This window comes from Rhodanobacter sp. C05 (genome assembly GCF_002001165.1).
Classification (GTDB): domain Bacteria; phylum Pseudomonadota; class Gammaproteobacteria; order Xanthomonadales; family Rhodanobacteraceae; genus Rhodanobacter.
On the sequence record NZ_MUNQ01000009.1, the window covers coordinates 1 to 22,610 of the forward strand.

Sequence of the window (22,610 nt, forward strand, 5' to 3'; positions counted from 1 at the left end):
CTGGTCCGCATCAGCAACATCGGTGCAACAAGACCGTTTACGGAAATGCAGTCTGGCAACGTTGCAACTCCGCACAGTACTGACACGCACGACGCAGCGAAGAGGACAACATGATGACCAGCATCGGTCCGAAAGCTCAGGGCAAGAGCATCAAGCGCCCGGTATTGATCGGAAGTCTCTTACGGAATTGTTAGGGGCGAAGTAAGCCTGCACGCCCTGCCACCTATACATGTACAACGCACCGACACCCACAACAAGTAAGCCCGGCAAAACATACACAAGCATGCCGAAGAACGGACATGGCGCGACAAACGCAAGCGCTAGAAACCCTAAATACACAGCGCGTGCATATGGCCGCTTTGACGCGAGTGCCCACGCCACGAAAGGACCAACGAGGCCGATCAAGGATGCGAATACGCCTGCGCCGCTGCTCCACCACTCAGCGTAAGTGACGTGTCGACCTTGTATGGCGTAAGAGTCGATTGGGATGACTGATATGACGAAGAAGATGAGGCAACACGCTGCATGCGCAGTGAGGAACTTTAGAAGCTTTGGCATGCCACCAAAGTTTGCCCACATGGTCTAGCCCCTAACGCTGGAGTTAAGCGGCGGCGAAGCCGTCCGCCTTGAACGAGTAGTTAGACGTTGCTGCCGAAGCCCCAATCGAGGAGCAGCTCTTGCAACGATGGATACCAGCCACAGTCCATACCGAAATTTTCGTTGTGACCGAATACTAACCCCCAAGGTGAACCAAGTGCCCCATGCCCGCCGACGCAATAAGCCGCATAGACGTCGCGCTCACCTAAGTTTGCGAAAACCCATGATGGGAATTGCTCCAGTTGACCATACTCCCACTCTAGGGTCTTGGACGTAGGTTCGGTTAAGAGCGGAGTGAACGCCTCGCGAACGCCGGATGCACAAGCCTCAAGCTCGCGCCGAATGAGTTCGCGCATTGCTTCCTTAGTTGGGAATTGAAGAGTAGTCACGAACAACGCCTAACGCTGGAGTTAAGCGGCGGCGAAGCCGTCCGCCTTGAACGAATGGTTAGAGCTGCGCGCGCTTAGCACGATGCTGCTTTAACCGACGCAAACCTCTAGTAGTGGTGAATGCAATAATAATTGGTGTGGTCACGAAGCCCCCAAAGAACCATGCGACAAGCGGGCTGGATGAATTTGAATGCGCGAAGTACCAGCAAACTGCGCCGAAAAGCATTAGCCAGATAAGGGCCGCCACCGCAACCCACCATAGGAGTTTGGTGAGTATCGCGCCATTTGGATCGCTAAGTTTGGTAGCTAGATTGGTCTTATTTGCGGCGTCGTGAATAGCGTAGGACAAGTGGGTGAGGAACGACCAACCCAGCAACCCAATGGCGGCTCCGAGGAATATAGCGAAAATGTTCATTGGGCTCTAACGCTGGAGTTAAGCGGCGCCGGAGGCGTCCGCCTTGAACGAATTGTTAGAGCCCAACACGAAAAGCCCCAGCGCTGATCCAGCCGAACCATAGATACCCGCCCGGATGATAACGGACAGCAAAAACGCTGAGATCGGTTGCTCGCTCCAAACGTTGGGGTCATTTATAAAAACCGCTAAAACCACTGCTAGGGCCGATACAAGAGTGCCAGTCAAGATTTGGCGTGAAGTTAGAAACGCACCAATTATGAAACCCGGGAGCAAGTCCCCAGATACCCGAAGCAACATATCCTTGAGCATGAATGCCCCAGTTTCGGGGCCGAAATGGTAAAAGCCAGGTACGGGATTCGAGGGCATCCTAAGCCATGAAATGCCAATTGAAGCCGCTAGGGCCAGGAAGATAACGATTGTTTTCCTGAGCATCGATCACTCCTTGGGCTCTAACGCTGGAGTTAAGCGGCGGCGAAGCCGTCCGCCTTGAACGAAATGTTAGGTGCGCTACGGGTGAACAATTGCATAGATGTAGATCTTGCCGTCTTTGTCGCGTAGCACAAGCCTTGAGTCAGACGCACTGACTAGTGCCTCTCCCTCGTCTGGAGTGTACCCAATCTTGAGTCGATTCCCTTCAATTTTCCAAACGGTCAAAGGCCCCGTGCAGTAGCCGTGATCACAAATATCGAGTGCAAGGTATTTTTCAGAAAACCGCAGATCTACGGAATGATCAGGCGTGTTCGGTGATAGCAAAGATAAGTGCTTACCTGACAACTGAACCTTGCTCCAAGGAAGATCGGGGGCCGCTTGATTGACTGGCACGGAACGACAGCTAAGAAGAGTCGATGCAGTCACAGCTAATGCAAGTGTGCGCGACGCATGGGACACAGAAGCACCTAACGCTAGAGTTAAGCGGCGGCGAAGCCGTCCGCCTTGAACGAAAGGTTAGACGGGTGCGACGCGATGCGCTTGAGCGATGGCTTGTAGCCAGAGTGAGCGCAGAACATGAGCAACCGACTACCCCAAAACTACCAGCTCTGAAGGCTGAAGACTTGCCGCAACGCGACGGGAAAATATTGCCGAAGCGGAGCATTGCAAGTTACCGCGAAGCTGGGCGAAACACACGACACGAAGAACCAACACGAGCAACCGCCTAACGCCTGAATTAAGCGGCGGCGAAGCCGTCCGCTTGAATGATGAGTTAGACAGCATGCTCACCGATACCCCACTGACTCCGCAAGTTGTTGAAGCTCGACAACGCTGTCCAACTCATCGGCTGAGAGGTCCCCTGCAAACTGGTAGCGGATAGTCTTGAGGCTTTGGGCTAGAAGCGCCCACTCGTCGGTGAGGCCGCTGACCCTCGGGTAACACCGCAAGATCGCCCCCAGCGGCCGGAGTGCGCGCCGCTCGCACCAGCTGTCGATGAGCTGAGCAAGGAGGATGTCCACTTTACTGAGGTCTGTGCTCATGCGGTCTAACGCTGGAGTTAAGCGGCGGCGAAGCCGTCCGCCTTGAACGAGATGTTAGGTGCCCGCCCAGTGCAGCTTGAGCTCAAGGCACGCGCCCGGAAAGTGATGGTAGTAACTTTTGCAAAAAGCCTCCTCATCGTTGGCTTGTGAAAGCCAAGAAGAAAGAGCAGGCATGTTATTGGCCGAGCTGAAGGCGTGTAGAGCTGCTATCGCGTTGGACTCCATGTCCTCAAGAGGCCCGAAACTACCAGAATTTCGCACTGCATAGTCTATGAGCCACAGGTTGTAGATGGCCAACTGAATTGGCGTAAGGCTCTCAACGCCTTGAGAGGACTTCTTTTCGATGATGTCGCCACCGACCTCAACGAGCCAACTCTCAAGACCAAAGTCATCTTGCATTGGACACCTAACGCTGGAGTTAAGCGGCGGCGAAGCCGTCCGCCTTGAACGAGATGTTAGGCATGAACGCCGAGTGTGTTGTTGTAAACGGCAACAAGCGACCAAGCCAAGACGAGTACAAGGGTACCGACGAGCGAAATTTGGTTGACGTGACGTTGAGCATCGAGGCCTCGTGGATACTGCCCAAGCGTTACAAGTAGCAGCGACACGCGACCAAGGTTGAACAGAACGAACGACCAGATGATGTAGTAAGCAATGAACTTGACGACGGCAACAACGCAATTGGTAATTTCTTCCTGCATGGCTACTCGATGCCTAACGCTTGAGTTAAGCGGCGCCGGAGGCGTCCGCCTTGAACGAATGGTTAGGCACCGACCGACTCACTGGTGAAACCTATGCTTATAGAAGCGGCTAACCAGAACCTGAAACTTCGCTGGCGGCACTCCTGCGAGTCTCCAGATGTCGCCAATAAGCGAAAAGAAAATGGACGCGATGACCGTAAAAAGAAGTGCCGGAAAGGCGAAAACCATGGAAAAGCCAAAAGTGCCACCCGACATTGACCCGGCAACTACAAGAAGGCCGCGCCAATAGGAAAATTGCGCTGTTGAACAACGGTGCCACGCATATGCTAACGCGACGAGGAAGGAAACGCTGACAGCCCCAGCCTCGCTCCAAAGTGGGACGGGGATGAGCTCATGCTTGTGGTTGAAGGCAACGACAAAGAAAGGTGATGCCAGTAGCGCAGCTATAAAAAAAGCCACGAGTATATGTGCGAAGCCTAGGCGACTCTTTCGTTGTATCACGACATTTTCCCAAGGTGCCTAACGCTTGAGTTAAGCGGCGGCGTAGCCGTCCGCCTTGAACGAGATGTTAGGCATGCTAGCGCAGCCGCACATTGCAGTGACAACAAGACTCCGGAAAGAACGTGGGTAAGTCAGGCTCGGGAGACTTGCCACAGACCGTGCAACGATATTGCCGTGTCGCAGGGACGGACACGCCAATGGCAACCACCAAGCAACCGACTCCAACCCACCATGGAAAGTGTGCGACCCGAAAGCTGAGGAGCGAGGCTAGAAACAAAAGGCCCGGCAATGCAGCACCAAACCAAAGCCCGATGCGCCTGCGAGTACGGAACTGAGCAACTGGGTCGATGCTGTGGCTCATGCTGCCCGCCTAACGCTGGAGTTAAGCGGCGGCGAAGCCGTCCGCCTTGAACGAGATGTTAGGAGTCAGCGCGACTGAAGCCAATTGATGACTGCTGGGATATCGCTTTGCTCCGTCTCCAACAGTAACTGCGCAGTTTGATGGTTGCCAGTGGCTGCCGCTGTTGCAGCTAGAGCCGCAGTACACAGTGACTCGTTCCACTCCGGGTGTGCGGCTGCTCCTGCAAGCATTGGCAGTTGAGCAAGTGCCGCAAAGTAGGCAGTTGCCAACGATGAGGGAACAACAATGCTGCCTGATGCACGCGCAACCTCGATGCTTGCTGGCAACAGGAAGTAGCTCATAGATGCCCGCGAAGGGTTAGCGCCTAGAGCTCCGACAATGTGAGGAACTGCTGCGAAAGATGCAGAGTAGATATCACCTTGATGGCAGAGCGAACTCCACAACGTGAACCAAGGCTCGTCTTGGTAGGACGTCTCGCTCGGGAAGCTAGTGAGTTGACTCAACAACACAGGGATATCTGACGCGACCCCGTAGGCGTGCCGAAGCTCGGACCAAAATGGACTTTCCAGAGCCAACATCCTGTTTCTGACTCCTAACGCTGGAGTTAAGCGGCGGCGAAGCCGTCCGCCTTGAACGAAATGTTAGCCGACGTGCTACGGCCCCCAATAGTCGAACTTGAAGATGCTTTGCGCGGGAATGGAAAATGAAATTTCCCCGCCGCATTTGATGACATGATCTCCGGGCTCTATTTGACCACGCGCACCTATGGGGTGAGGCCAAATCTTGCCATCGACTGTCAGCGGGCCACATTGACCACCATTGCCGTCGGCCACAACTAGATAGGTGCGGCCATCTGGTGAGGGCGTAACAGAACCTCGAAGGTCACGGTGGCCGCAAGCGGCACAACCAATTGCCAGCAGAGCTAAAACGATCTGTCGACTCATGGCCATGGGCTTCCTTTGCCGGCTAACGCTGGAGTTAAGCGGCGCCGGAGGCGTCCGCCTTGAACGAGTTGTTAGCCCCTCACTCACTCATCCAGGGAAGGGACATCGCTCTTGTAAGTTGCTGTGGTTCGAAGGTGAAGCCAAACGATACAGAATGCCAAAAATTCTTGCGTTCCTCGAAAACGTGATGCCCGGTGCTGCCCTCGATTGCTAAATGTCCGCGGTTGTTAGCCGGATAAATTTTAAACTTGAGAGAGCCTGGTGAAATTGACTCCAACATAGCTTCGCCCTTGAGTGATCGCTCTAGTGAAACGAGCGCTGCTCGGAAAGCTGAGAATTCTGGCCCGGAAACCCATGCACCGCACTGGCCTCCAAAACCGCCCGAGGAGAGGTTTACGGTGACGAAAGCGTCGCCGTGATTTTGTGCGGATTGACCTTGCTTGATGGCGACGTCCATCTCAAAGAAGGATCCGACGTTTTCGAGTCTCATCATGTTCATGTAAGGGCTAACGCTGGAATTAAGCGGCGGCGAAGCCGTCCGCTTGAATGACTGGTTAGGGATTTGCGGCCAGAGCGCGACAAGGCGAACCACACGGCGCCGTGCAACAGCAACGAGCCACAAACCCCACGCTTTGAAACTTGACGGCTTGCCGCAAACACCAAACAGACTCGCCGAAGCGAAACACTACACGACAACGCGCTGACGAACGAAACCCACCTAGCCGCACTGCCGCACAAGCAAAGACCTAACGCTGGAGTTAAGCGGCGGCGTAGCCGTCCGCCTTGAACGAGTTGTTAGCCAACGTGCGCATTGCCATGCCGCACTAGTTGACCTCTCTGGCCCACGGTTGCAATAACGATTCTCGGTCGGCGCCCGAACCCAACGGGAGGTCGGCGAGTTCAGCGAGTGACGGATCCTGCTCCAACATACAACCTAAACAAACGACCCTTGCATCTGCGGATGAGTATGTATCACCGCACAGCAATTGCCAGCAACCGTCATCGTCGTCGTGGCTCACACGAAGAATCGGATGACCGTCTAGAACATGCCGGCAGCTAATAGCTGCAACATTCTCCGGATCGTTAAACGGCCAAGCTTTTTTCTCAAACTTGTGGGGGTGGCTGGACATGTTGGCTAACGCTGGAATTAAGCGGCGGCGAAGCCGTCCGCCTTGAATGACCTGTTAGACGGCAGCACGCTACGCCGTCGGTGACCTACACGATAGCGCTGCTTTGAAAGCCCGGCAATGGCGCGAAGCTTGTGGCCTGCGTGCGAAGAACGAACCGCTGACGATGAGCGCCACGTTGCGACGAACCGCGCGCAGCGTGAAGCACGAAGAGGTGAGATACGCCAACGCGCGCAAGACGCGACAGACGACCGAGCGCACGAAAGACGACAACGCAGGCCAGCCCGAAAACAACATGACCCGCGCAGCCGATGCAGAGCCAGAAGTTGCGCACGCGACACAACGACAAAAGGATGCTGCTCTGCCGACTAACGCTGGAGTTAAGCGGCGGCGGAGCCGTCCGCTTGAATGACTGGTTAGGGATTTGCGGCCCGAGCGTGCCAAGGCGAACCACACGACGCCGTGCAACACCAACGAGCCACAAACCCCACGCTTTGAAACTTGACGGCTTGCCGCAAACACCACACAAACTTGCCGAAGCCAAACACTACACGACAACGCGCCGATGAACGAAACCAACCTAGCCGGGTTGCCGCACAAGCAAAGGCCTAACGCTGGAGTTAAGCGGCGGCGAAGCCGTCCGCCTTGAACGAGATGTTAGGCGAGCTACTCACCTGTTTTGGAACCGTTGCTCTTGAGGATAATTGGGAGCAGCTCCAAGAACCCTAGGAAAATCCAAAAGGCCATGAACCCGAGAGTGACCCAGCCGAGCGAAAAGGACATGTCTTTACCGTCACTGTACTTGCCAGCAGTGAAACCCATGGCGTAAACGTTGGCGGCTATGAGGACGGCCCAACAAACGTACTTGAGCGGCTTGGATATCTGCTTGTAACCCTCAGGATGCTTGTAGCCAAGAAACGCCAAACCACTTATGGCCGCAACGATCAAACCCGAGACGATTGATTCGAGCATGTTTAACGCCTAACGCTGGAGTTAAGCGGCGGCGTAGCCGTCCGCCTTGAACGAAATGTTAGACCGCTACGCGCGATCGGCCGGTAGCAGCCCATGAAAGAAGAACAGACTAAGGATGAAATAGAGCGGCCAAAAGACAGCCCTAAACCCATTGTAGACATCCATCCACAGCCAAACCCAGCCGCTTACGACGGGCCAGTCGTGTACGGTGAAATAAATGTAAGTAGCCGGAACCCCGATGAAGTACAACAACCGGGAAAGGATGCCGGCGCTGTAGCAGATCCGCGCAAAAGTTGCTGTGCTCATCAGGCTCCCTGCGGCCTAACGCTGGAGTTAAGCGGCGGCGAAGCCGTCCGCCTTGAACGAAATGTTAGGCATCAGCGGCCTCCCAAAGATGCCCTGCACGAACAACCTTGCAGTGATAGCAACCGCTGCTGACGCCATCTAAGTTATACCAACAATGCATGCCGCCGACCGCCTCGCAGTCGAGTCCTTTGCCGGCGACGCCAAGGTCAATCAGGAACCAAGGAAGATACCGCCGTAAAGCAGTCCTCCAGCGGTAGGGTGACGACTTTGCCCGAGTGCTCATCTGATGCCTAACGCTGGAGTTAAGCGGCGGCGAAGCCGTCCGCCTTGAACGAGTGGTTAGGCGCCGCCGCTAGGCACTGGCTGCGGAGTGGTATGCAACATGGTTTTACCCAAGCGCTCAACAAGTGGGAGTAGAAGCTGCGATTGGTTAGTTGTGCATTGTGTTCGAAGTTCATCGAAGAAGGGCTTCGCATCACTAGACTCAAGAGTGCTGATCCCATTTTTCCCCGCAGAATAGCCCATGAGCCAGATCATCATTCCTTGAACTTGCGGGGTGTCGGAGTAAGCCGTTTTTGAAACTTTGGCTTCAAATGTGCCGCAACTTACCGAACTGAAATCGATCCCATTCGCTTTACATGAGGCTGCCGTCAACATCAAAAGAACGCCAAAGATATAACTTTTCACAGTACCCCCAAATTTTGGCCTAACGCTTAGTAGACCCCAAAAGTGAGGTGTTGCGCCGAGTATGCAGTGCCGTTCCTGACCGTTCAAGCGGCGAACTCCTGCATCAATTCATGCACTTGCGCGGGAGTGCCATCGTCGCTGTGGCTGCAGGATGCCGGTGTTATCCGACACTTTTAAGGGTGTATGAGTTACGCATGCGAAAGTGAAGGTGTAACGGAGGCGAAAACGCCGTGGTTGCTGGATCAGGTGTGGCGTCTGTTGCGGCTGAAGCACATCGAGACAGTTTATGCGGCCTAGACCCGTCGGGTAACTGCGAACCTGCGGACGCAACGCGTTGCGGGCAGACCGCCAGCGAGTTATTTCAGCCCCAAACGCGCGCGCGTGCGCGAACGACTTTGGCAAAACGTAAACGCGTCCGAAGCGTCGTGCCCCGGAAGGGATAACTTTGGGGAGAACTCCGATTCCACGTTTTCCGAAACCGTTGCACCGCAGGGCTTCCGGGTGATTGTTGGATAGACATCCGCCCACGGAACAATGAGCCCTCGGCATGACCAGGGCTTTTTGTTGTCTGCGTGCCTCACACCCTGACGAAATAGGGTATCGCCATCAGCGCAACGCCAATGGCAATCAGCAGGAAGGGGCCGGACACGAAATAGGGAAACACCATGAGCGCCAGTCCGCATACCAGCGGAACGATCGCCCGCTGTTTCTTGCCGTACACGAAGAAGCCGAGTCCGATCGCGCCGAACAGCACACCCCAAAGTAGTGTCGATACGCTCAAGGCAACCTCGGCGGCGCTGGCCCGGATGGCGGGATCCTACTCCAACGCCGAACCGGCTGATTCAAGCACATGCGCCTGCACGCACTTTTCCAAGGGCCTGGGAACGTGCCAATCTCTGCGCCGGGAATCTGTCTTTGGATATCAACCTTTGTGCTGCCTGATGACGTGGACGACACGTCGACAGGCGGGTCGTATGTTTGGGTCAGGAGAGTTTTCATGAAGTCCACCGGGTATTTCGCGTTTGCGCTCTGTTTCGCTCTTGCCGTGCCACTGTCGAGCCATGCCGCCACAACTGCGTCGGCATTCCAGCTGAGCGACCTGCAGAAGATCGTGAACCTGGGCGAGCCGCAGATTTCGCCGGACGGCAAGCGCATCGTGGTCGTCATTTCGACACCGGACTGGAAAGCGGACAAGAGCAAGCAGGAAATCGATCTGGTGGACACCGCCAGCGGCGCGCGGCGCACGCTGACCTGGAAACGCGAAGGCATCTCGTCGCCACACTGGTCGCCCGACGGCACCCGACTGGCCTTCGTCGCCGACGATGCAGAGACCAAGCAGGGACAGCTCTTTGTGATGCCGATGGACGGCGGCGACGCGCAGCGCATCACCGAGATCAAGCGCGGCGTGGACTCGTTCAGCTGGAGCCCGGACGGCAAGCAGATCGCGTTCGTCAGCGAAGACGAACCGGCCAATGCGAAAGCCATCAAGGAACACGACGATGCGTTCCAGGTTACCGACAACCACTTTCTCACCCGTGAGGCACTCACCCCGTGGCATCTGTGGGTGGTGCCCAGCGCAGGCGGCACGGCAAAGCGGCTCACCCAGGGCAGTTACAGCCTGCAGACCGATCAGCAGGACGATACGCCGGTGCCGGCATGGAGCCGCGATGGTCGCAGCATTGCGTTCGTCCGCTTTCCTGGCCCGTACTGGGGGCCGTCGTTCCACTCGGTGATCGCCAGCGTGGATGCCAGCGGCGGCGAACCGCGCACCTTGGTGCCGGACGAAGGATCAGCCGATGTCATCTATGCGCCGGACAGCGACACCATCGCTTTCGTGCGCCCGCGCAACGGCGACCAGAACAATGGCAACGCGGTCTACGTGACGGCGGGCAGCAATACCCGTGACGTCACCCAGGCACTGGCTCGCAACCTCAACGGCTACGCCTGGCTGCCGCACGGCAAGTCGCTGCTGCTGGCCGCCGAGGACGGCACCCACTCCGTGCTGTGGGAACAACCGCTGTCGGGAGCAGCGAAGAAGCTCGACCTCGGCGACGTGGAAGCCGGTGCGGACGTGAGTGTCTCGAAGACCGGCGTACTGGCCTTCATCGGCAGCACCACGACACATCCGGGCGAGCTGTACGTGATGGATTCGGTGAGTGCCAAACCGCGGCGGCTTACCAACCTCAATACCTATGTCGACAGCCTCTCGCTGGGCCGCACCGAATCGGTCGAGTGGCAAGGGCCGGACGGTTTCCACGAGGATGGTGCACTGACTTATCCAGTGGGCTACCAGCGGGGGCAGTCGTATCCACTGGTGCTAGTCATCCACGGTGGTCCGGAGGCGGCATCCACGGTGAGATTCTCGCCATTGCCGCAACTGCTGGCCGCACAGGGCTTCGTGGTGTTCCAGCCGAACTACCGCGGCAGCACCAACCTCGGCGATGCCTACCAGCACGCGATCTTCCGCGACACCGGTGTGGGCCCCGGCAATGACGTGATGGCCGGCGTGGCTGCGGTGCAGAAGCTCGGCATCGTCGACGCGCAGCGCATCGGCGTCACCGGCTGGTCTTACGGCGGCTACATGACAACCTGGCTGACCGGCCATTACCCGATCTGGAAAGCTGCCGTGTCCGGCGCTGCGCTGACCGACTGGGTGATGGATTACACCGTGTCGTACTACCAGACCGGCGATACCTATTTCTTCGGCGGCTCACCTTGGATGGCGAAGTACAAGGACATCTGGCGCGAGCAGTCGCCGATCTCCTATGCACACAACGTCACCGCGCCGACCCTGATCATGGGCGACGTGGGCGACCCCAACGTGCCACTGCTGAACAGCTACGAGTGGTACCACGCGCTGCGCGACAACGGGGTGCAGGTGGAGTTCTACGCCTACCCGGTCGACACGCATTTTCCCAAGGACATCGTGCGCACCACCGACGTGTACCGCCGCTGGGTGGGCTGGATGACGCGGCATCTGAAATAGTCGCGGGCCATCCCTGGCTCACAGTTCCGGGGAGCCATCGCCCCGGAGCTGCCCGCAGGCAGAAACTCAGCGACTGATCACCACCGGCAATGCCGACAGCTGCCGTGCCTGATCATCGAGCAGGTGCGCCACGGCCGGATCGAGATTGCGCATGAATGCCTCGACCTGTGCCGTGTAGCTTGAGGGAGTGCCAAGCTGCTGGTTGATCTCTTCGTGGCTCAGATCCTGTTCGAGCACCTGTGCGCGTGTGCCAAGCCGGGTCGCCTTGTCGACGAAATGGTGCGCCTGTGGACAGGAGTCGGCACGCCGGCTGGAGCACACGGCCAGAAACGGCGCGCCGGGCGCATGCAACTGCTGCAAGGGCGAGACGGCTTGCCACACCGCCGGATCGCTGCCGAAGGCGCGATCGTACAGACGCGGATGACGCGACTGCATGGTCTGCACCACATTCAGCGAAGCGCTGTCCAGAGACACTGTGCCAAGCCAGAGTGTGGCACCTCGCTGCAGTGCGATCGAAGGCTGCGCCGCCAGCAGGTCGACCAGATGCGCACCGGCGGAATGCCCCATCAGGATGAACTTCTCGCGATCACCGCCCCACTCCATCGCCTGCCGCTGCGCCTGCACCAGCGCCTGCGCCACGTCCTGTGCCTGCTGCCGCGGTACGGCATCGGGCAACAGCCGGTAATTGACCGAGACGAGAATGAAGCCGCGCGGTACCCAGCGCGCCACCTTGTTCTCGATGACATTCTTTGCCGCCTTGTCGCCTATCGCCCAGGCGCCGCCGTGCACCATGAAGATCACCGGCGCATGATCCGCCTGCATCGGTGCATAGACATCGAAGCGCTGCTTCGGATCGCTGCCGTAGGTCACATCGCGCACTACGCGGATACCTGGCGGCAGCACCGCCGAACTCTGTGCCATGGCGGCGGCACGCCGTTGCATCAAGGCATCCCGGAATGCGCCTGCGCAAGCAGGCTGCACACCCAGAACAGGTGTCAGAGCGATCACGGCGAGTACGCCGCACGCCATCATCTGCCATCGGAACATCACGGCCTCCCCAGTGCGATACGACATGCTGCACGCAGATCCGGTGCAGTGAACAGATCGGCGATCAGACGTCGCCACTCGCCAAAGGCAATCACCAGCGGCCGTTGCGAATCCAGCGGATGCGCCAGACCGTAGCGGATCGGCTGTTCGGCACGCTCCTCGCGCAACGTGCCGAACAAGCGGTCGAACACGATCAGCACGCCGCCGTAGTTGCAATCCAGGTATTCGGCATTGGACGCATGATGCACACGATGGTGCGCCGGGGTGTTCAGCACCCACTCCAGCACGCCCAGTTTCCCCACCGCCTCGGTATGCAGGAAGAACTGGTAATGCAGGTCGAACGCCAGCAGGGCGAACACCATCCGCGGATCGAAGCCGGCCAGCACCAACGGCACGTAAAACACCCAGCCGAACGACAACAAGTGAGTCCAACCCAGCCGCACCGCCGACAACAGCGTCATCTGTTCCGGCGTGTGATGCACCGCGTGATTCGCCCACATCCAGCGGATCGTGTGGCTGCAGCGGTGGTACCCGTAGTAGGCAAACTCCACCGCGACGAAGCAGACCAGCCACACACGCCAGTCGCCTGCCGACCAATGCACCGGCGCCAGTCGACTGATCAGGGCAAACAGGCTGGCCAATGCCAAACCACTCAATACGCCAGCAAGAACATTGCCGATGCCCACAGCCAACGACGCCAACGCGCCGCGACCGTCATAGTCGACCCTGGCGATGCGCCGGCGCCACATCCATTCGAGCAGCACGCAGATCAGCATCACCAGCAGGAAAATGGGCGAGCGACCAAGACGTTCCATCAGCGGACTCCGTTGAGCACGTCATCAATGACCACAGGCAATCACATTGCCGCTGGGATCGGTGCAGCTTCCCGTATGCGTCACACCGTGGCCCTTGGTGTAGCTGGTCGACCCGGTATAGGTGTCGCCGCTGGCATGGGTGATGGTGCTGTCGTGAGTGGCGGTGCCGTTCGAGGCCGTGGTGCTGCCGCCATAGCTGCCGCGCGCACCGCTGGCCGTGGTCTGGCTGCTGGCATTCCAGCTGCCGCTGGCATTGCGCGCGTAGTTGCCGCTGCTGTTGTAGCTGCCGCCGGAGGCGCCGGTACCCGACTGCTGGTAGCTGCCCTGGGCCGAGCCGTCGGTGTTGCGCGTATAGCTGTTGTGACCGTTGAAACTGCCGCCGTTCGCACCAGTGACCTGGCTACCACCCTGATGGCTTGCGCTGCCATCCGGATTCACCGAGGTATAGGCACCGTGGGCCGCCGTACCGTTCGGACCGGATGCACGGGTGCCACGGAAGTGGGTCAGGCCACCCTGGCCATTGGCGACCGTGCCGCCAATGTGGCCGATCTGCTGGCCGTTGGCCTGGATGCGGGAACCGTGGACGCGTGCCTGGGCCGGATGGGCCACGCCGAACGCGATGGCGCCGACGATGGCCAGTGAAGCAAGACGGGCATGGGAAGACATGGTCATGGCAAATCTCCTGCACGAGTGAAGTGGAAGGAACCGCCCACCGGAATGATTCGGTGGCGTGGGGCCACTTTCCCCGAAGGCCGTCGGCAAGGTGTTTCCGGAAACGCCCGGATGTGAGCAGGTGTTGCCGGATCCGCCGCCAGAAACATTTGCTTGCAAATGGCGAACTGACGGGCTTGCTGGCACCCCGGACACACGACATAGTCGCCGCCATGGAATCGACCCACATCCTTGTCGTCGACGACGACCTGCGCCTGCGCGACCTGCTGGAACGCTACCTCGCCCAGCAGGGCTTCCATGTGCGAGGTGCCGCACACGCCGCCGCGATGCGACGCGAGCTGTCCGCACATCACGTCGACCTGATCGTGCTCGACCTGATGCTGCCGGACGCCGATGGCCTGGAGTTGTGCCGCAGTCTGCGCGCCGAGGGCATCGAGACGCCGATCATCATGCTCACCGCCAAGGGCGATGAAGTGGATCGCATCGTTGGCCTGGAAATCGGTGCCGACGACTATCTGGCCAAGCCATGCAATCCGCGCGAGCTGGTCGCGCGCATCCGTGCAGTGATGCGACGCCGGCCACGCGCACGGGCCGGTGCGCCACAGGCCGAACAGGGGCCGGTGCAGTTCGGCCGTTTCAGCTTCGAACCAGCCACCCGCCAATTGCTCGATGAAGGCACGCCGATCAAGTTGACCAGCGGCGAATTCGCGGTGCTCGCGGCCCTCGTGACGCACCCGTTCGAAACACTCAGCCGCGAGCGGCTGATCGCGCTGGCGCGCGGTCGCGATCACGAGGCCTTCGATCGCAGCATCGACGTGATGGTCTCGCGCCTGCGTCGCTGCCTGGAGGACGAGCCGCGGCAGCCGCGCTGGCTGCAGACGGTATGGGGCGAAGGCTACGTGTTCGTGCCGGATGGTGATCGCCCATGAAACGTGCGCCGACCACCTTCTCGCTGGTGCTGGCGCTGGTTGCACTGGCCTTGCTGCTGGCGCTCACGCTCGCCGGCTTGCTGTCGACTCGTGGCGGTCTGAAGGCCGCCGGCGAAACCTATGGCCGGCTCGTTGTATCGACTGCGCTGGCCGCCGACGAGTTGGCCACCCGATCTGACACCGCCTCGATGCGCACGCTCGGTGCACTGAAACAGACCGGCGTGGCTTTCTCGACCGCCGCACCACCACCGCCCACGGTACGGGTCGCATCAGTGATCCGTGAAATCGGCCGTACCGCCGGCGACCTGCTCGGCGATCCCTCGCGGGTCGTGGTCACCCAGTCGCTGCAGTCGTCGCAGATCTGGGTGCGCAGCGAACACGATCCGCGGCGCTGGATCGTGCTGCATGCCGTCAGCTACCGGCAGCAGCTCATCGACTCGACCCTGGTGGTGACGCTGCTGGCCGGCCTTATTGCACTGGCGATTGCCGGTGTCGCCGCGCGCCTGCTGACGCGCCCGCTGGAGCGGCTCTCGGCGCATGCCACGGCCTTGCTGGCCGGTGACCCGATGATCCAGCAATTGCACGGCAGTCCGCGCGAAGTGCGCCAATTGGCTCAGGCAATCGGCGCGGCTGGCGCACGTCTGCGCGACGTGGCACGCGAGCGCGAGCTGATGCTGGCCGGCATCTCGCACGACCTGCGCACCCCGCTGGCACGTCTTCGCCTCGCGCTGGAACTGGGCGATGCCGATGATCCACAGCGACGCGAGGCGATGGTGGGCGACTTGCAGGAACTCGACAGCGCACTCGAGCAATGTCTCGCCTTCGTGCGCGATGGCCGCGACGAGGCATTGCGCGAAGTCGACATCATCACCCTGGTCGGCCAGTTGCTGGCCTTGCGCGAACAACCCGACGCATGGCAACTGGATGGTCCTGCACTGCTGCCGGCCAGGGTGCGGCCCACCCTGCTGCGCCGTGCCATCGGCAATCTCATGGACAACGCCGAACGTCATGGCGCCGCGCCGTTCAAGGTGTCGCTCGGCTGCGATGGCGATGCATTGTTCGTGCGCGTGACCGATCACGGTTCCGGTGTACCGCCGACCTTGCTCGATCGACTCGGCCAGCCATTCCTGCGTGGCGATCAGGCCCGCAGCAGCTCCGGCAGCGGACTCGGCCTGAGCATCGTGATGCGTGCCGCCGAGTTGCACGGCGGCACGCTCGAACTCGGCAACGGCAGCTATGGCGGCCTGGTTGCCACGATCCGGATTCCGGTTGCACCCACAATCATCTGACCTGAGATCACCTTGCATGTCGATCCTGCCGCGCCTGTCTGCCTGCCTCGCCTTGTTCATCCTGACCGGTAGCCTGTATGCCCAGCAGACCGTATCCGTACCGCGCGCCGATGGCGCACTGACACCGCTGATGGTCTACGACGCAACCAGTGCGACATGCCCGCCGCTGCTGCTGATTTCGCCCGGTGCCGGTGGTGACGAGAAAGGCATGCGCTATCTCGGCGAAGCGATGAGCCGGGATGGCTGGCGCACGATCGTGATGGGCCATCGCGAGAGCGGCATGGCATCGCTGCGCGCCGATGTCCGCCAGAGCGGTGGCATCCGCCGGGGCGTGGCCACGATGGTATCGACCCCAACCGATTATCGTGCCCGCCTGATGGATATCGACGCCGCCCTGCAGTGGTCGCAGCAGCGTTGCCGTGCGCCATTCAAGGCGCTGCTCGGCCACTCGATGGGTGCGCGCACGGTGCAGATCGAGGCCGGCGCGCTGAACAAGCTCGGTGTACACGGCGAAGGCGGCTTCGACGCCTACGTGGCGCTGTCGCCGGCCGGCCCGGACGAAGTCTTCCCGGTCGCTGCGGAACGCAACATCCAGCTACCGATGCTGATGATCACCGGCACCCGCGACAGCGGGATGGATGGCGATTACCACTGGCGCATGCAGGCGTTCGATGCGCTCAGCGCCCGGTGCAGCTGGCTTGCGGTGATCGACGGCAGCACGCACATGAACTTCGCCGGGGCCGGCGTCGCCGGCAAAACCCGGACAGCCACCATTGCGCTGACCACGACCTGGCTGGATGGGCTGCGGGCTGGCCATTGCGGAGAACTTCCCAACCTCGCCGGCGTGAGTCTCACGCATAAATGATCATGTGTGGCGAGCGACCAGGACGGTCGCCGATGACGCCGGGCGTCCAACCTGAGCCTGATAGGCCAAACCGCTGTCCTGTCGTCGGCATACCCCCGATGTCACCTATGCAGGAGCAACCTTGGCTGCCGGGAGGCCGACTGGCACTGGCATGACCAATGCTTGAGATTACGATGGAGTGGCGATGTCGCAGCGGAACCGGTTCGATCCATAATGGTTATGGGCCGACGGATGATCCACAAAGCGAGCGATCTGGCCTGGAACAGGCTTGCCCGTCATGACTGCATGGATGCCTGCAACATGACAACATGAATTGTGCACCCGCACTTCCGCAGGATTTTGTCAGAGCAGAGGAAGGCAAATGGAGAGGCTGTTCACAATACTGCGATCAGGCTGCCGTTGGCGGCCGTGGTTCGGTATTGTGCTTGGCCTGCTGTGGGTTGGGCTCGCCCATGCCTCTGCCCCCTTGAATGGTGCCTGGCGCGAAGTGCGCACCGGCGATACGCCACAGGTGGTGCTGCAGGAATACCGCAGCGGACTGCTGCAAAGCTTCAATCCATCCCTGCTGGAACGGTTCCCGCACGGCGCGCAAGGCAGCTGGGTGGTCATCGCACCGCAACCACCGTGGGATAACAGCGAACGTGTACTGACGATCTATCCGCCCACACTGGGCGCGGTCGCGGTATACAACCGGGACCAGACACAGGTGCAGCTGCTGGCGCTCGATGATTTCAGTGCACCCATGCATGGACATGGCCGGCTGGCCTGGCGCGTACCCACCGACCAGGCGGCATCGCAGCCGATCCTGCTGAAGTTCCAACCAACGGAAACACTGAGCGCACCCGTGCGTTTCCACCTGTTGCCGTGGAGCGAGTACCTGCAGCAGGATGCGCAATGGCTGGTATTCGCCAGCGCCTGCTTTGCCGTGATGCTGGCCATGGTACTGATGGCCGCATGCTTTGCCATGATGCTGCGCGACATCACCTATGCCTGGTACGCCGGCTATGTCGTCTGCTATGCGGTGATCCAGGGTATCCAGACCGGCTTCGTATTCCACCCGCTGGAATGGCAATGGCTGTCCGGCATGATAGTGACGGCCGGTTCGGCGGCGGTCGCCCTGTCGGTATCGTTCGCCGCCTTGTTCATGATGCGGTTCTGCGAACTGCAGCGTTATGCCCCCTTGCTGCGGGTGCCGATCGTGGCGCTCTCGATCGGCATGTTCCAGCTGGTGCTGATGCGCTGCAGCCAGATTCCGCTGCTGGTCGAAGTAGCGCAGGTCCTGCTGAATCCCTTGCTGATGATCGGGGCTGTGCTGCTGCTGACGGCTGCTGTCGCCGCGGCTGCACGCGGCTCGCGTCAGGCGTGGTTCTTCCTCGCTGGCTGGACGCCGCTGCTGCTGCTCACCGCAATGACCAGCGCGCAGGTCAACGGTGCCCTGCCCGAGCTCGACTGGCTCAATGACGCCAGCCTCGCCGGCGGCGCGTTCGAGGCGGTGATCCTGTCACTGGGCCTCGCCGACCGTGCCTTGCGGTTGCGTCACGACCGCGACATCGTGCGTGTGCTGGCCGACCACGACGCGCTCACCAACGTGCTCAATCGCCGCGCCTGGAGCGAGCGCGCCAGCGTATTGCTGGCAAGCGGCGCGCCGCGGCCGATCGCCGTGCTGTTTCTCGATCTTGACCACTTCAAGCTGCTGAACGATTACCAGGGACACCACACCGGCGATCGCGCCCTGATCGCCGTGGCCAAGTCGCTGATGGCTGAATTGCGCCCGAGCGATCTGCTCGGACGCTACGGCGGCGAGGAATTCATCGCCCTGCTCGACGGCGCCTCTGCACAACATGCCATGCAAGTGGCTACCCGACTATGCCGCCGCGTACACCGGCTGGAGATCCCAGTGAACGGCGACGCGCAGCTGCTCAGCATCAGCATCGGTATCGCCATGCGGCAGGACGGCGACGACGTGGCGTCGCTGGTCGAACACGCCGACCATGCCATGTACGACGCCAAGCTCAATGGCCGCAACCGGGTCTGTCTGTATGCCGAAAGCGTGCCGCTGAAGATGCCACCCGGCCGTCTCCTGCGCGTGGTCGAAACGCGCGAGCGCGAGCGCTAGCCAGCCAGTTTCCTCGCTGCCGTCACCACGTCAGCCTCGCCCGGCAATACCAGGAAGGCGGCGCCGGCCAGCGGCGTGAAGGTATCCGCGCCCACCACGCGCTCCAGTGGCGTGCTGCCGCAGCCGCCTTCGACGATGGCGGTGATCACGCCCTCGCCCACACCGGCGCTCTTGCGGCCCTCGTCCAGCACGATGATGCGCCTGGCGCTCTTCGCCTGTGCCGCGATGAACACGTCATTGAGCGGCGCCAGCCAGCGCAAGTCGACCACACGCACCTTCCAGCCCTGCCCGGACTCGATCGTGCGCGCGGCACGCAGCGCCATCGGCACACCGTTGCCGAACGTGAAGATCACCAGATCGTTGGCATCGTCGTTGTAGACGCGGCCCTCGCCCAAGGTCATCGCCTCACCGGGCGCCGGATAGGCGAACTGCCACTGTCCATCGCCGGCTTCGTACAGATCCTTGGTCATGTACAGCGCAATCGGTTCGAGGAAGGCGCACACACGACCATCCACCTTGGCCAGCGCCATCATCGTGCGCAGCATGGTCGCCGCGTCGTCGCCGCGGCTGGCGCAACCAACCACCAGGCCCGGGATATCGCGCAGCGCCGTGATCGAATTGTCGTTGTGGAAATGGCCACCGAAGCCACGCTGGTAGCCAAGCGACGCAATGCGCATCACCAGCGGATTGCGGTACTGGTCGTTGGAGAAGAATTGCAGCGACGAGGCTTCACCGCGAATCTGGTCGCCGGCGTTGTGGAAATACGCCAGGTACTGGATCTCCGGAATCGGCAGCATGCCCATGTTGGCGTAGCCCTGGGCGAGGCCAAGAATGATTGTCTCGTCCAGCAGGGTGTTGAACACGCGTGTGTTCTTGAACGCCTTGTGCAGCCCCTTGGTCACCGTATAGACGCCGCCCTTCTGCGCCACGTCCTCACCGAACAGCAGCGACTCGGGATACTTGGCCATCACGTCGTGCAACGCCTGGCCGATCTGGATCGCCAGATGGCGCGGCGGCTGACTCTCCGGCAATTTCGCTTCGCCTCCGAACGCGGCAAGCCGGCGCTCGGCGTAGTCGGCACGCTCGGCCTCGGCCTTCACCTTAGCTGGTGTGTATGGCGCCAGCGGGGTCATCACGTCGTCGAGGCGCTCAAGCTTGGGCCTGCGATCGGCCTCTTCTGCCCCAGCGAAACAGCGCTTGCGGGTGGCCTCGTACAGCTCAAGGAGTTCTTCCTTCGAGTACAAACCGGATTCCAGCGCGATCTCCGCCGAGCGCAAGAGTGGATCGCTCGTCTCCACCGCGAACAGTTCCTCGATGCTGCGCCACTCGATCTCGAAATCGGTGCCGGCATGGCCCATCACGCGGGTGGTCCGCAGATGCAGGAAGGTCGGTCGGCGCGTCGTGCGGCAATGCTCCACCGCACGCTGCACCTGGGCATAGCCTTCGGCCAGATCCAGACCATCGGCGTAGAAATAATCGAGATTGGAACGCTGCTGGAAATTGCTGGCAACCCAGCCGGTCGGTGTCTTCACCGAAATGCCGATGCCATTGTCCTCGCACACGAACAGCACTGGAGCCGGCAACTTCTGGTATGCCGTCCACGCGGCCGCATTGAACGCAGTCTGCGCCGTGGCATGGTTGCTGGAGGCATCGCCGAACGAGCAGATCGCGATGGAATCGTCCGGGATCGGCAAGCTGTGGCCAATGCGCCGCGCCTGCTCGATCGCCACCGCCGTACCAAACGCCTTGGGCAGGTGCGAGGCGATCGTCGAAGTCTGCGGCAACACCCACAATGGTTTGGAACCCCATACCTTGTGACGACCACCGGAGGCGGGATCATCCTTGCTGGCGGCAAAACTCAGCGTCGAATCCATCACCGGATCCATGCCCGGCAGCTTGCGGAAACGCTCGGCCATGAAGCCGCCACTGCGGTAGTGCAGAAAGGCCGGATCGGTGTGCCGCGTCAGCCGCGCCACCATCGCGTTGCCTTCGTGACCGCTGGAACCGATCGTGTAGAACACCTTGTTCTGCACACGCAGCACGCGTGCCATCAGATCGAGGTGGCGCGAGATCAACTGCGACTCAAGCAGCTCGCGAAAACCACGCGCGTCCAGCACGCTGCCTGGCAACACCGGCTGGTCGTCGCGTGGCGCGGCATGCACCTCGCCCTGCCACAACTGCACGAACTCGATGAAGTTCTGATCGACGATCTCGGCGCGGTTGAAGCCCTTGTGACGAGCCGAAATAGCAAACGGAATGGCGGTCATCGAAACACTTCCTGATCAGGTGAAGGCGCGATCGGAGCCGCGCCAAATCTAGATGAAATAGCGGGAGACTCAGCGCTGCATGGACGTGTGACCAGGCTGCTGACGCACGCGCTCAAGCCACGCAACAATCGCCGGATAGACGGCCAGATCGAAACCACCGTCATCGGCGCAATGGGTATAGGCATACAGCGCGATATCAGCGATGCCGTAGTGTTCGCCGACAAGCCACTCATGTTGCTGCAGGTGCTGCTCCATCACCGCAAGCGTCTGCGCACCTCGCCGCAGCAGTTCCGGCACCTCGGCCTGGCGCGGATGATCGGTCGGCAGCCAGTTGCGGATGAAACGTGCCACTGCGATATACGGCTCGTGGCTGTATTGCTCGAAGAACAACCACTGCAATGTCTGCGCGTGCAGCCAGCGGTCGTCCGGCAGAAACAGTGTGCCCTCGGCGAGATAGCAGAGAATCGCGTCGGACTCGGCCAGCCGACGACCGTCCTCCAGCTCCAGCAGCGGCACCTTGCCATTCGGATTCTTGGCGAGGTACTCGGGCGTGCGTGTAGCACCGTGCGCGCTGTCGACCTCGACCCAGCGATATTCACGACCGAGCTGATCAAGCAGTAACTGCAGCTTGTAGCAATTGCCGGAGGCACGCATGCCGTAGACGGTGATCACAGCCGCTCCCCACTCAACGATTTCTGCAGCGCGGCGCGCTGCAGATCCTTCGGGCGTCCAAAGCTTTCCAGCACTCGAATTTGTTCCGCCACAACAGGAATGGGCACATGCAAGCCGGCGACCTCCACCGTCATGGTTTTGCCAACCTGCACAGGCTCCCAACCATGGGCACCGAACAATTCGAGGCCACCCATGATTTCAAGGGGCAGATCAGTGAACATGAACCGGGCGAAATGTGAACGAAAACGCTCGGCACCAGCCGGCACATGAGCTTTGTCCAACTGCCCCTGCCACTGGCCTATCAATGCCTCCGCATCGCGCCGTGTGGTCAGCACATCCAGATCGGCCACCACGACCTCGGCACCGGCAAGCCGCGCGGCAGCGCTGCCGATCAGCACCCACGAGTCACGGCAGTGGCGATGCAATTCAGGCACGACGGCAACGAGTGCCTTGTGCAAGATCGCAGCGTGATCGACATCAAAC

General features: G+C 60.4%; 22 protein-coding genes. 7 read left to right on the forward strand and 15 right to left on the reverse strand.

Translation table 11 applies throughout. The features are described from left to right. Positions 1 to 638 precede the first annotated feature (638 nt). The 6 genes from B0E51_RS08055 to B0E51_RS08095 form a co-directional block, all read right to left on the reverse strand. The gene (locus B0E51_RS08055) at positions 639 to 953 is read right to left on the reverse strand and encodes a hypothetical protein (protein WP_077444388.1); all 315 of its coding nucleotides are present in this window, start codon (positions 951 to 953) and stop codon (positions 639 to 641) included. Between the two features lie 1,662 nt (positions 954 to 2,615). Next, the gene (locus B0E51_RS08070; protein ID WP_077444391.1) at positions 2,616 to 2,870 is read right to left on the reverse strand and encodes a hypothetical protein; all 255 of its coding nucleotides are present in this window, start codon (positions 2,868 to 2,870) and stop codon (positions 2,616 to 2,618) included. A 54-nt stretch (positions 2,871 to 2,924) separates the two neighbouring features. After that, complete coding sequence (locus B0E51_RS08075; protein ID WP_077444392.1) at positions 2,925 to 3,269, reverse strand: hypothetical protein; 345 nt, start codon at positions 3,267 to 3,269, stop codon at positions 2,925 to 2,927. Positions 3,270 to 3,325: 56 nt separating this feature from the next. Continuing rightward, on the reverse strand, positions 3,326 to 3,571 hold the full coding sequence (locus B0E51_RS08080) for a hypothetical protein (RefSeq protein ID WP_077444393.1): 246 nt from the start codon (positions 3,569 to 3,571) through the stop codon (positions 3,326 to 3,328). A gap of 1,515 nt (positions 3,572 to 5,086) precedes the next feature. After that, positions 5,087 to 5,377, reverse strand: a complete 291-nt coding sequence (locus B0E51_RS08090; RefSeq protein WP_077444708.1) for a hypothetical protein — start codon at positions 5,375 to 5,377, stop codon at positions 5,087 to 5,089. A gap of 79 nt (positions 5,378 to 5,456) precedes the next feature. Then, a complete protein-coding gene (locus B0E51_RS08095; protein ID WP_143525843.1) occupies positions 5,457 to 5,834 on the reverse strand; it encodes a hypothetical protein in 378 nt (125 codons plus the stop codon). Between the two features lie 836 nt (positions 5,835 to 6,670). On the opposite strand from B0E51_RS08095, the gene B0E51_RS19170 reads away from it, so the two are divergent. Beyond that, entirely contained in the window at positions 6,671 to 6,916 is a 246-nt protein-coding gene (locus tag B0E51_RS19170) for a hypothetical protein (protein WP_143525844.1), read from the forward strand. A 254-nt stretch (positions 6,917 to 7,170) separates the two neighbouring features. On the opposite strand, the gene B0E51_RS08105 is transcribed toward B0E51_RS19170, so the two are convergent. Beyond that, a complete protein-coding gene (locus tag B0E51_RS08105) occupies positions 7,171 to 7,476 on the reverse strand; it encodes a hypothetical protein (protein WP_077444396.1) in 306 nt (101 codons plus the stop codon). A gap of 93 nt (positions 7,477 to 7,569) precedes the next feature. On the opposite strand from B0E51_RS08105, the gene B0E51_RS19645 reads away from it, so the two are divergent. Then, positions 7,570 to 7,914 carry a hypothetical protein gene (locus B0E51_RS19645; RefSeq protein ID WP_217333091.1) on the forward strand — a complete coding sequence of 115 codons (345 nt, stop codon included), beginning with the start codon at positions 7,570 to 7,572 and terminating at the stop codon, positions 7,912 to 7,914. Between the two features lie 207 nt (positions 7,915 to 8,121). On the opposite strand, the gene B0E51_RS19175 is transcribed toward B0E51_RS19645, so the two are convergent. After that, entirely contained in the window at positions 8,122 to 8,556 is a 435-nt protein-coding gene (locus B0E51_RS19175) for a hypothetical protein (RefSeq protein ID WP_143525845.1), read from the reverse strand. A 490-nt stretch (positions 8,557 to 9,046) separates the two neighbouring features. Beyond that, complete coding sequence (locus B0E51_RS19180) at positions 9,047 to 9,250, reverse strand: hypothetical protein (protein ID WP_143525846.1); 204 nt, start codon at positions 9,248 to 9,250, stop codon at positions 9,047 to 9,049. A 216-nt stretch (positions 9,251 to 9,466) separates the two neighbouring features. On the opposite strand from B0E51_RS19180, the gene B0E51_RS08115 reads away from it, so the two are divergent. Then, complete coding sequence (locus B0E51_RS08115; RefSeq protein ID WP_168172606.1) at positions 9,467 to 11,455, forward strand: S9 family peptidase; 1,989 nt, start codon at positions 9,467 to 9,469, stop codon at positions 11,453 to 11,455. Positions 11,456 to 11,521: 66 nt separating this feature from the next. On the opposite strand, the gene B0E51_RS08120 is transcribed toward B0E51_RS08115, so the two are convergent. The 3 genes from B0E51_RS08120 to B0E51_RS08130 all read right to left on the reverse strand — a co-directional run bounded on the left by B0E51_RS08120 (position 11,522) and on the right by B0E51_RS08130 (position 13,989). Beyond that, positions 11,522 to 12,397 carry an alpha/beta hydrolase gene (locus B0E51_RS08120; protein ID WP_254424466.1) on the reverse strand — a complete coding sequence of 292 codons (876 nt, stop codon included), beginning with the start codon at positions 12,395 to 12,397 and terminating at the stop codon, positions 11,522 to 11,524. A gap of 104 nt (positions 12,398 to 12,501) precedes the next feature. Next, complete coding sequence (locus B0E51_RS08125; protein ID WP_077444399.1) at positions 12,502 to 13,317, reverse strand: sterol desaturase family protein; 816 nt, start codon at positions 13,315 to 13,317, stop codon at positions 12,502 to 12,504. Between the two features lie 24 nt (positions 13,318 to 13,341). Next, on the reverse strand, positions 13,342 to 13,989 hold the full coding sequence (locus tag B0E51_RS08130; RefSeq protein ID WP_077444400.1) for a hypothetical protein: 648 nt from the start codon (positions 13,987 to 13,989) through the stop codon (positions 13,342 to 13,344). Positions 13,990 to 14,201: 212 nt separating this feature from the next. Between B0E51_RS08130 and ompR the strand changes: the two genes are divergently transcribed. The 4 genes from ompR (at position 14,202) to B0E51_RS08150 (ending at position 19,188) form a co-directional block, all read left to right on the forward strand. Beyond that, a complete protein-coding gene (ompR, locus tag B0E51_RS08135; RefSeq protein WP_077444401.1) occupies positions 14,202 to 14,918 on the forward strand; it encodes a two-component system response regulator OmpR in 717 nt (238 codons plus the stop codon). Beyond that, positions 14,915 to 16,207 carry a HAMP domain-containing histidine kinase gene (locus B0E51_RS08140; protein WP_077444402.1) on the forward strand — a complete coding sequence of 431 codons (1,293 nt, stop codon included), beginning with the start codon at positions 14,915 to 14,917 and terminating at the stop codon, positions 16,205 to 16,207. The genes ompR and B0E51_RS08140 overlap by 4 nt, the downstream gene beginning before the upstream one ends. 16 nt (positions 16,208 to 16,223) lie before the next feature. Further along, positions 16,224 to 17,072, forward strand: a complete 849-nt coding sequence (locus B0E51_RS08145) for an alpha/beta hydrolase (protein ID WP_143525847.1) — start codon at positions 16,224 to 16,226, stop codon at positions 17,070 to 17,072. Between the two features lie 361 nt (positions 17,073 to 17,433). After that, complete coding sequence (locus tag B0E51_RS08150; protein WP_077444404.1) at positions 17,434 to 19,188, forward strand: diguanylate cyclase; 1,755 nt, start codon at positions 17,434 to 17,436, stop codon at positions 19,186 to 19,188. Here the strand turns inward: B0E51_RS08150 and B0E51_RS08155 are convergent. The 3 genes from B0E51_RS08155 to B0E51_RS08165 form a co-directional block, all read right to left on the reverse strand. Continuing rightward, entirely contained in the window at positions 19,185 to 21,455 is a 2,271-nt protein-coding gene (locus B0E51_RS08155) for a thiamine pyrophosphate-dependent enzyme (RefSeq protein WP_077444405.1), read from the reverse strand. The two genes, B0E51_RS08150 and B0E51_RS08155, sit on opposite strands and share 4 nt — an antisense overlap. A 69-nt stretch (positions 21,456 to 21,524) precedes the next feature. Further along, positions 21,525 to 22,109 carry a glutathione S-transferase family protein gene (locus tag B0E51_RS08160; RefSeq protein WP_254424483.1) on the reverse strand — a complete coding sequence of 195 codons (585 nt, stop codon included), beginning with the start codon at positions 22,107 to 22,109 and terminating at the stop codon, positions 21,525 to 21,527. A gap of 14 nt (positions 22,110 to 22,123) precedes the next feature. Beyond that, positions 22,124 to 22,585 carry a hypothetical protein gene (locus tag B0E51_RS08165; RefSeq protein WP_254424467.1) on the reverse strand — a complete coding sequence of 154 codons (462 nt, stop codon included), beginning with the start codon at positions 22,583 to 22,585 and terminating at the stop codon, positions 22,124 to 22,126. Between the last annotated feature and the right edge of the window lie 25 nt (positions 22,586 to 22,610).

What these genes read in the sequence shown, in the direction of transcription:
- B0E51_RS08055 (WP_077444388.1), bottom strand. Translation starts at nt 953, where the DNA reads ATGCGCGAACTCATTCGGCGCGAGCTTGAGGCTTGTGCATCCGGCGTT.
- B0E51_RS08070 (WP_077444391.1), bottom strand. Translation starts at nt 2,870, where the DNA reads ATGAGCACAGACCTCAGTAAAGTGGACATCCTCCTTGCTCAGCTCATC.
- B0E51_RS08075 (WP_077444392.1), bottom strand. Translation starts at nt 3,269, where the DNA reads ATGCAAGATGACTTTGGTCTTGAGAGTTGGCTCGTTGAGGTCGGTGGC.
- B0E51_RS08080 (WP_077444393.1), bottom strand. Translation starts at nt 3,571, where the DNA reads ATGCAGGAAGAAATTACCAATTGCGTTGTTGCCGTCGTCAAGTTCATT.
- B0E51_RS08090 (WP_077444708.1), bottom strand. Translation starts at nt 5,377, where the DNA reads ATGAGTCGACAGATCGTTTTAGCTCTGCTGGCAATTGGTTGTGCCGCT.
- B0E51_RS08095 (WP_143525843.1), bottom strand. Translation starts at nt 5,834, where the DNA reads ATGGACGTCGCCATCAAGCAAGGTCAATCCGCACAAAATCACGGCGAC.
- B0E51_RS19170 (WP_143525844.1), top strand. Translation starts at nt 6,671, where the DNA reads ATGAGCGCCACGTTGCGACGAACCGCGCGCAGCGTGAAGCACGAAGAG.
- B0E51_RS08105 (WP_077444396.1), bottom strand. Translation starts at nt 7,476, where the DNA reads ATGCTCGAATCAATCGTCTCGGGTTTGATCGTTGCGGCCATAAGTGGT.
- B0E51_RS19645 (WP_217333091.1), top strand. Translation starts at nt 7,570, where the DNA reads ATGAAAGAAGAACAGACTAAGGATGAAATAGAGCGGCCAAAAGACAGC.
- B0E51_RS08115 (WP_168172606.1), top strand. Translation starts at nt 9,467, where the DNA reads ATGAAGTCCACCGGGTATTTCGCGTTTGCGCTCTGTTTCGCTCTTGCC.
- B0E51_RS08120 (WP_254424466.1), bottom strand. Translation starts at nt 12,397, where the DNA reads ATGCAACGGCGTGCCGCCGCCATGGCACAGAGTTCGGCGGTGCTGCCG.
- B0E51_RS08125 (WP_077444399.1), bottom strand. Translation starts at nt 13,317, where the DNA reads ATGGAACGTCTTGGTCGCTCGCCCATTTTCCTGCTGGTGATGCTGATC.
- B0E51_RS08130 (WP_077444400.1), bottom strand. Translation starts at nt 13,989, where the DNA reads ATGACCATGTCTTCCCATGCCCGTCTTGCTTCACTGGCCATCGTCGGC.
- ompR (WP_077444401.1), top strand. Translation starts at nt 14,202, where the DNA reads ATGGAATCGACCCACATCCTTGTCGTCGACGACGACCTGCGCCTGCGC.
- B0E51_RS08140 (WP_077444402.1), top strand. Translation starts at nt 14,915, where the DNA reads ATGAAACGTGCGCCGACCACCTTCTCGCTGGTGCTGGCGCTGGTTGCA.
- B0E51_RS08145 (WP_143525847.1), top strand. Translation starts at nt 16,224, where the DNA reads ATGTCGATCCTGCCGCGCCTGTCTGCCTGCCTCGCCTTGTTCATCCTG.
- B0E51_RS08150 (WP_077444404.1), top strand. Translation starts at nt 17,434, where the DNA reads ATGGAGAGGCTGTTCACAATACTGCGATCAGGCTGCCGTTGGCGGCCG.
- B0E51_RS08155 (WP_077444405.1), bottom strand. Translation starts at nt 21,455, where the DNA reads ATGACCGCCATTCCGTTTGCTATTTCGGCTCGTCACAAGGGCTTCAAC.
- B0E51_RS08160 (WP_254424483.1), bottom strand. Translation starts at nt 22,109, where the DNA reads ATGCGTGCCTCCGGCAATTGCTACAAGCTGCAGTTACTGCTTGATCAG.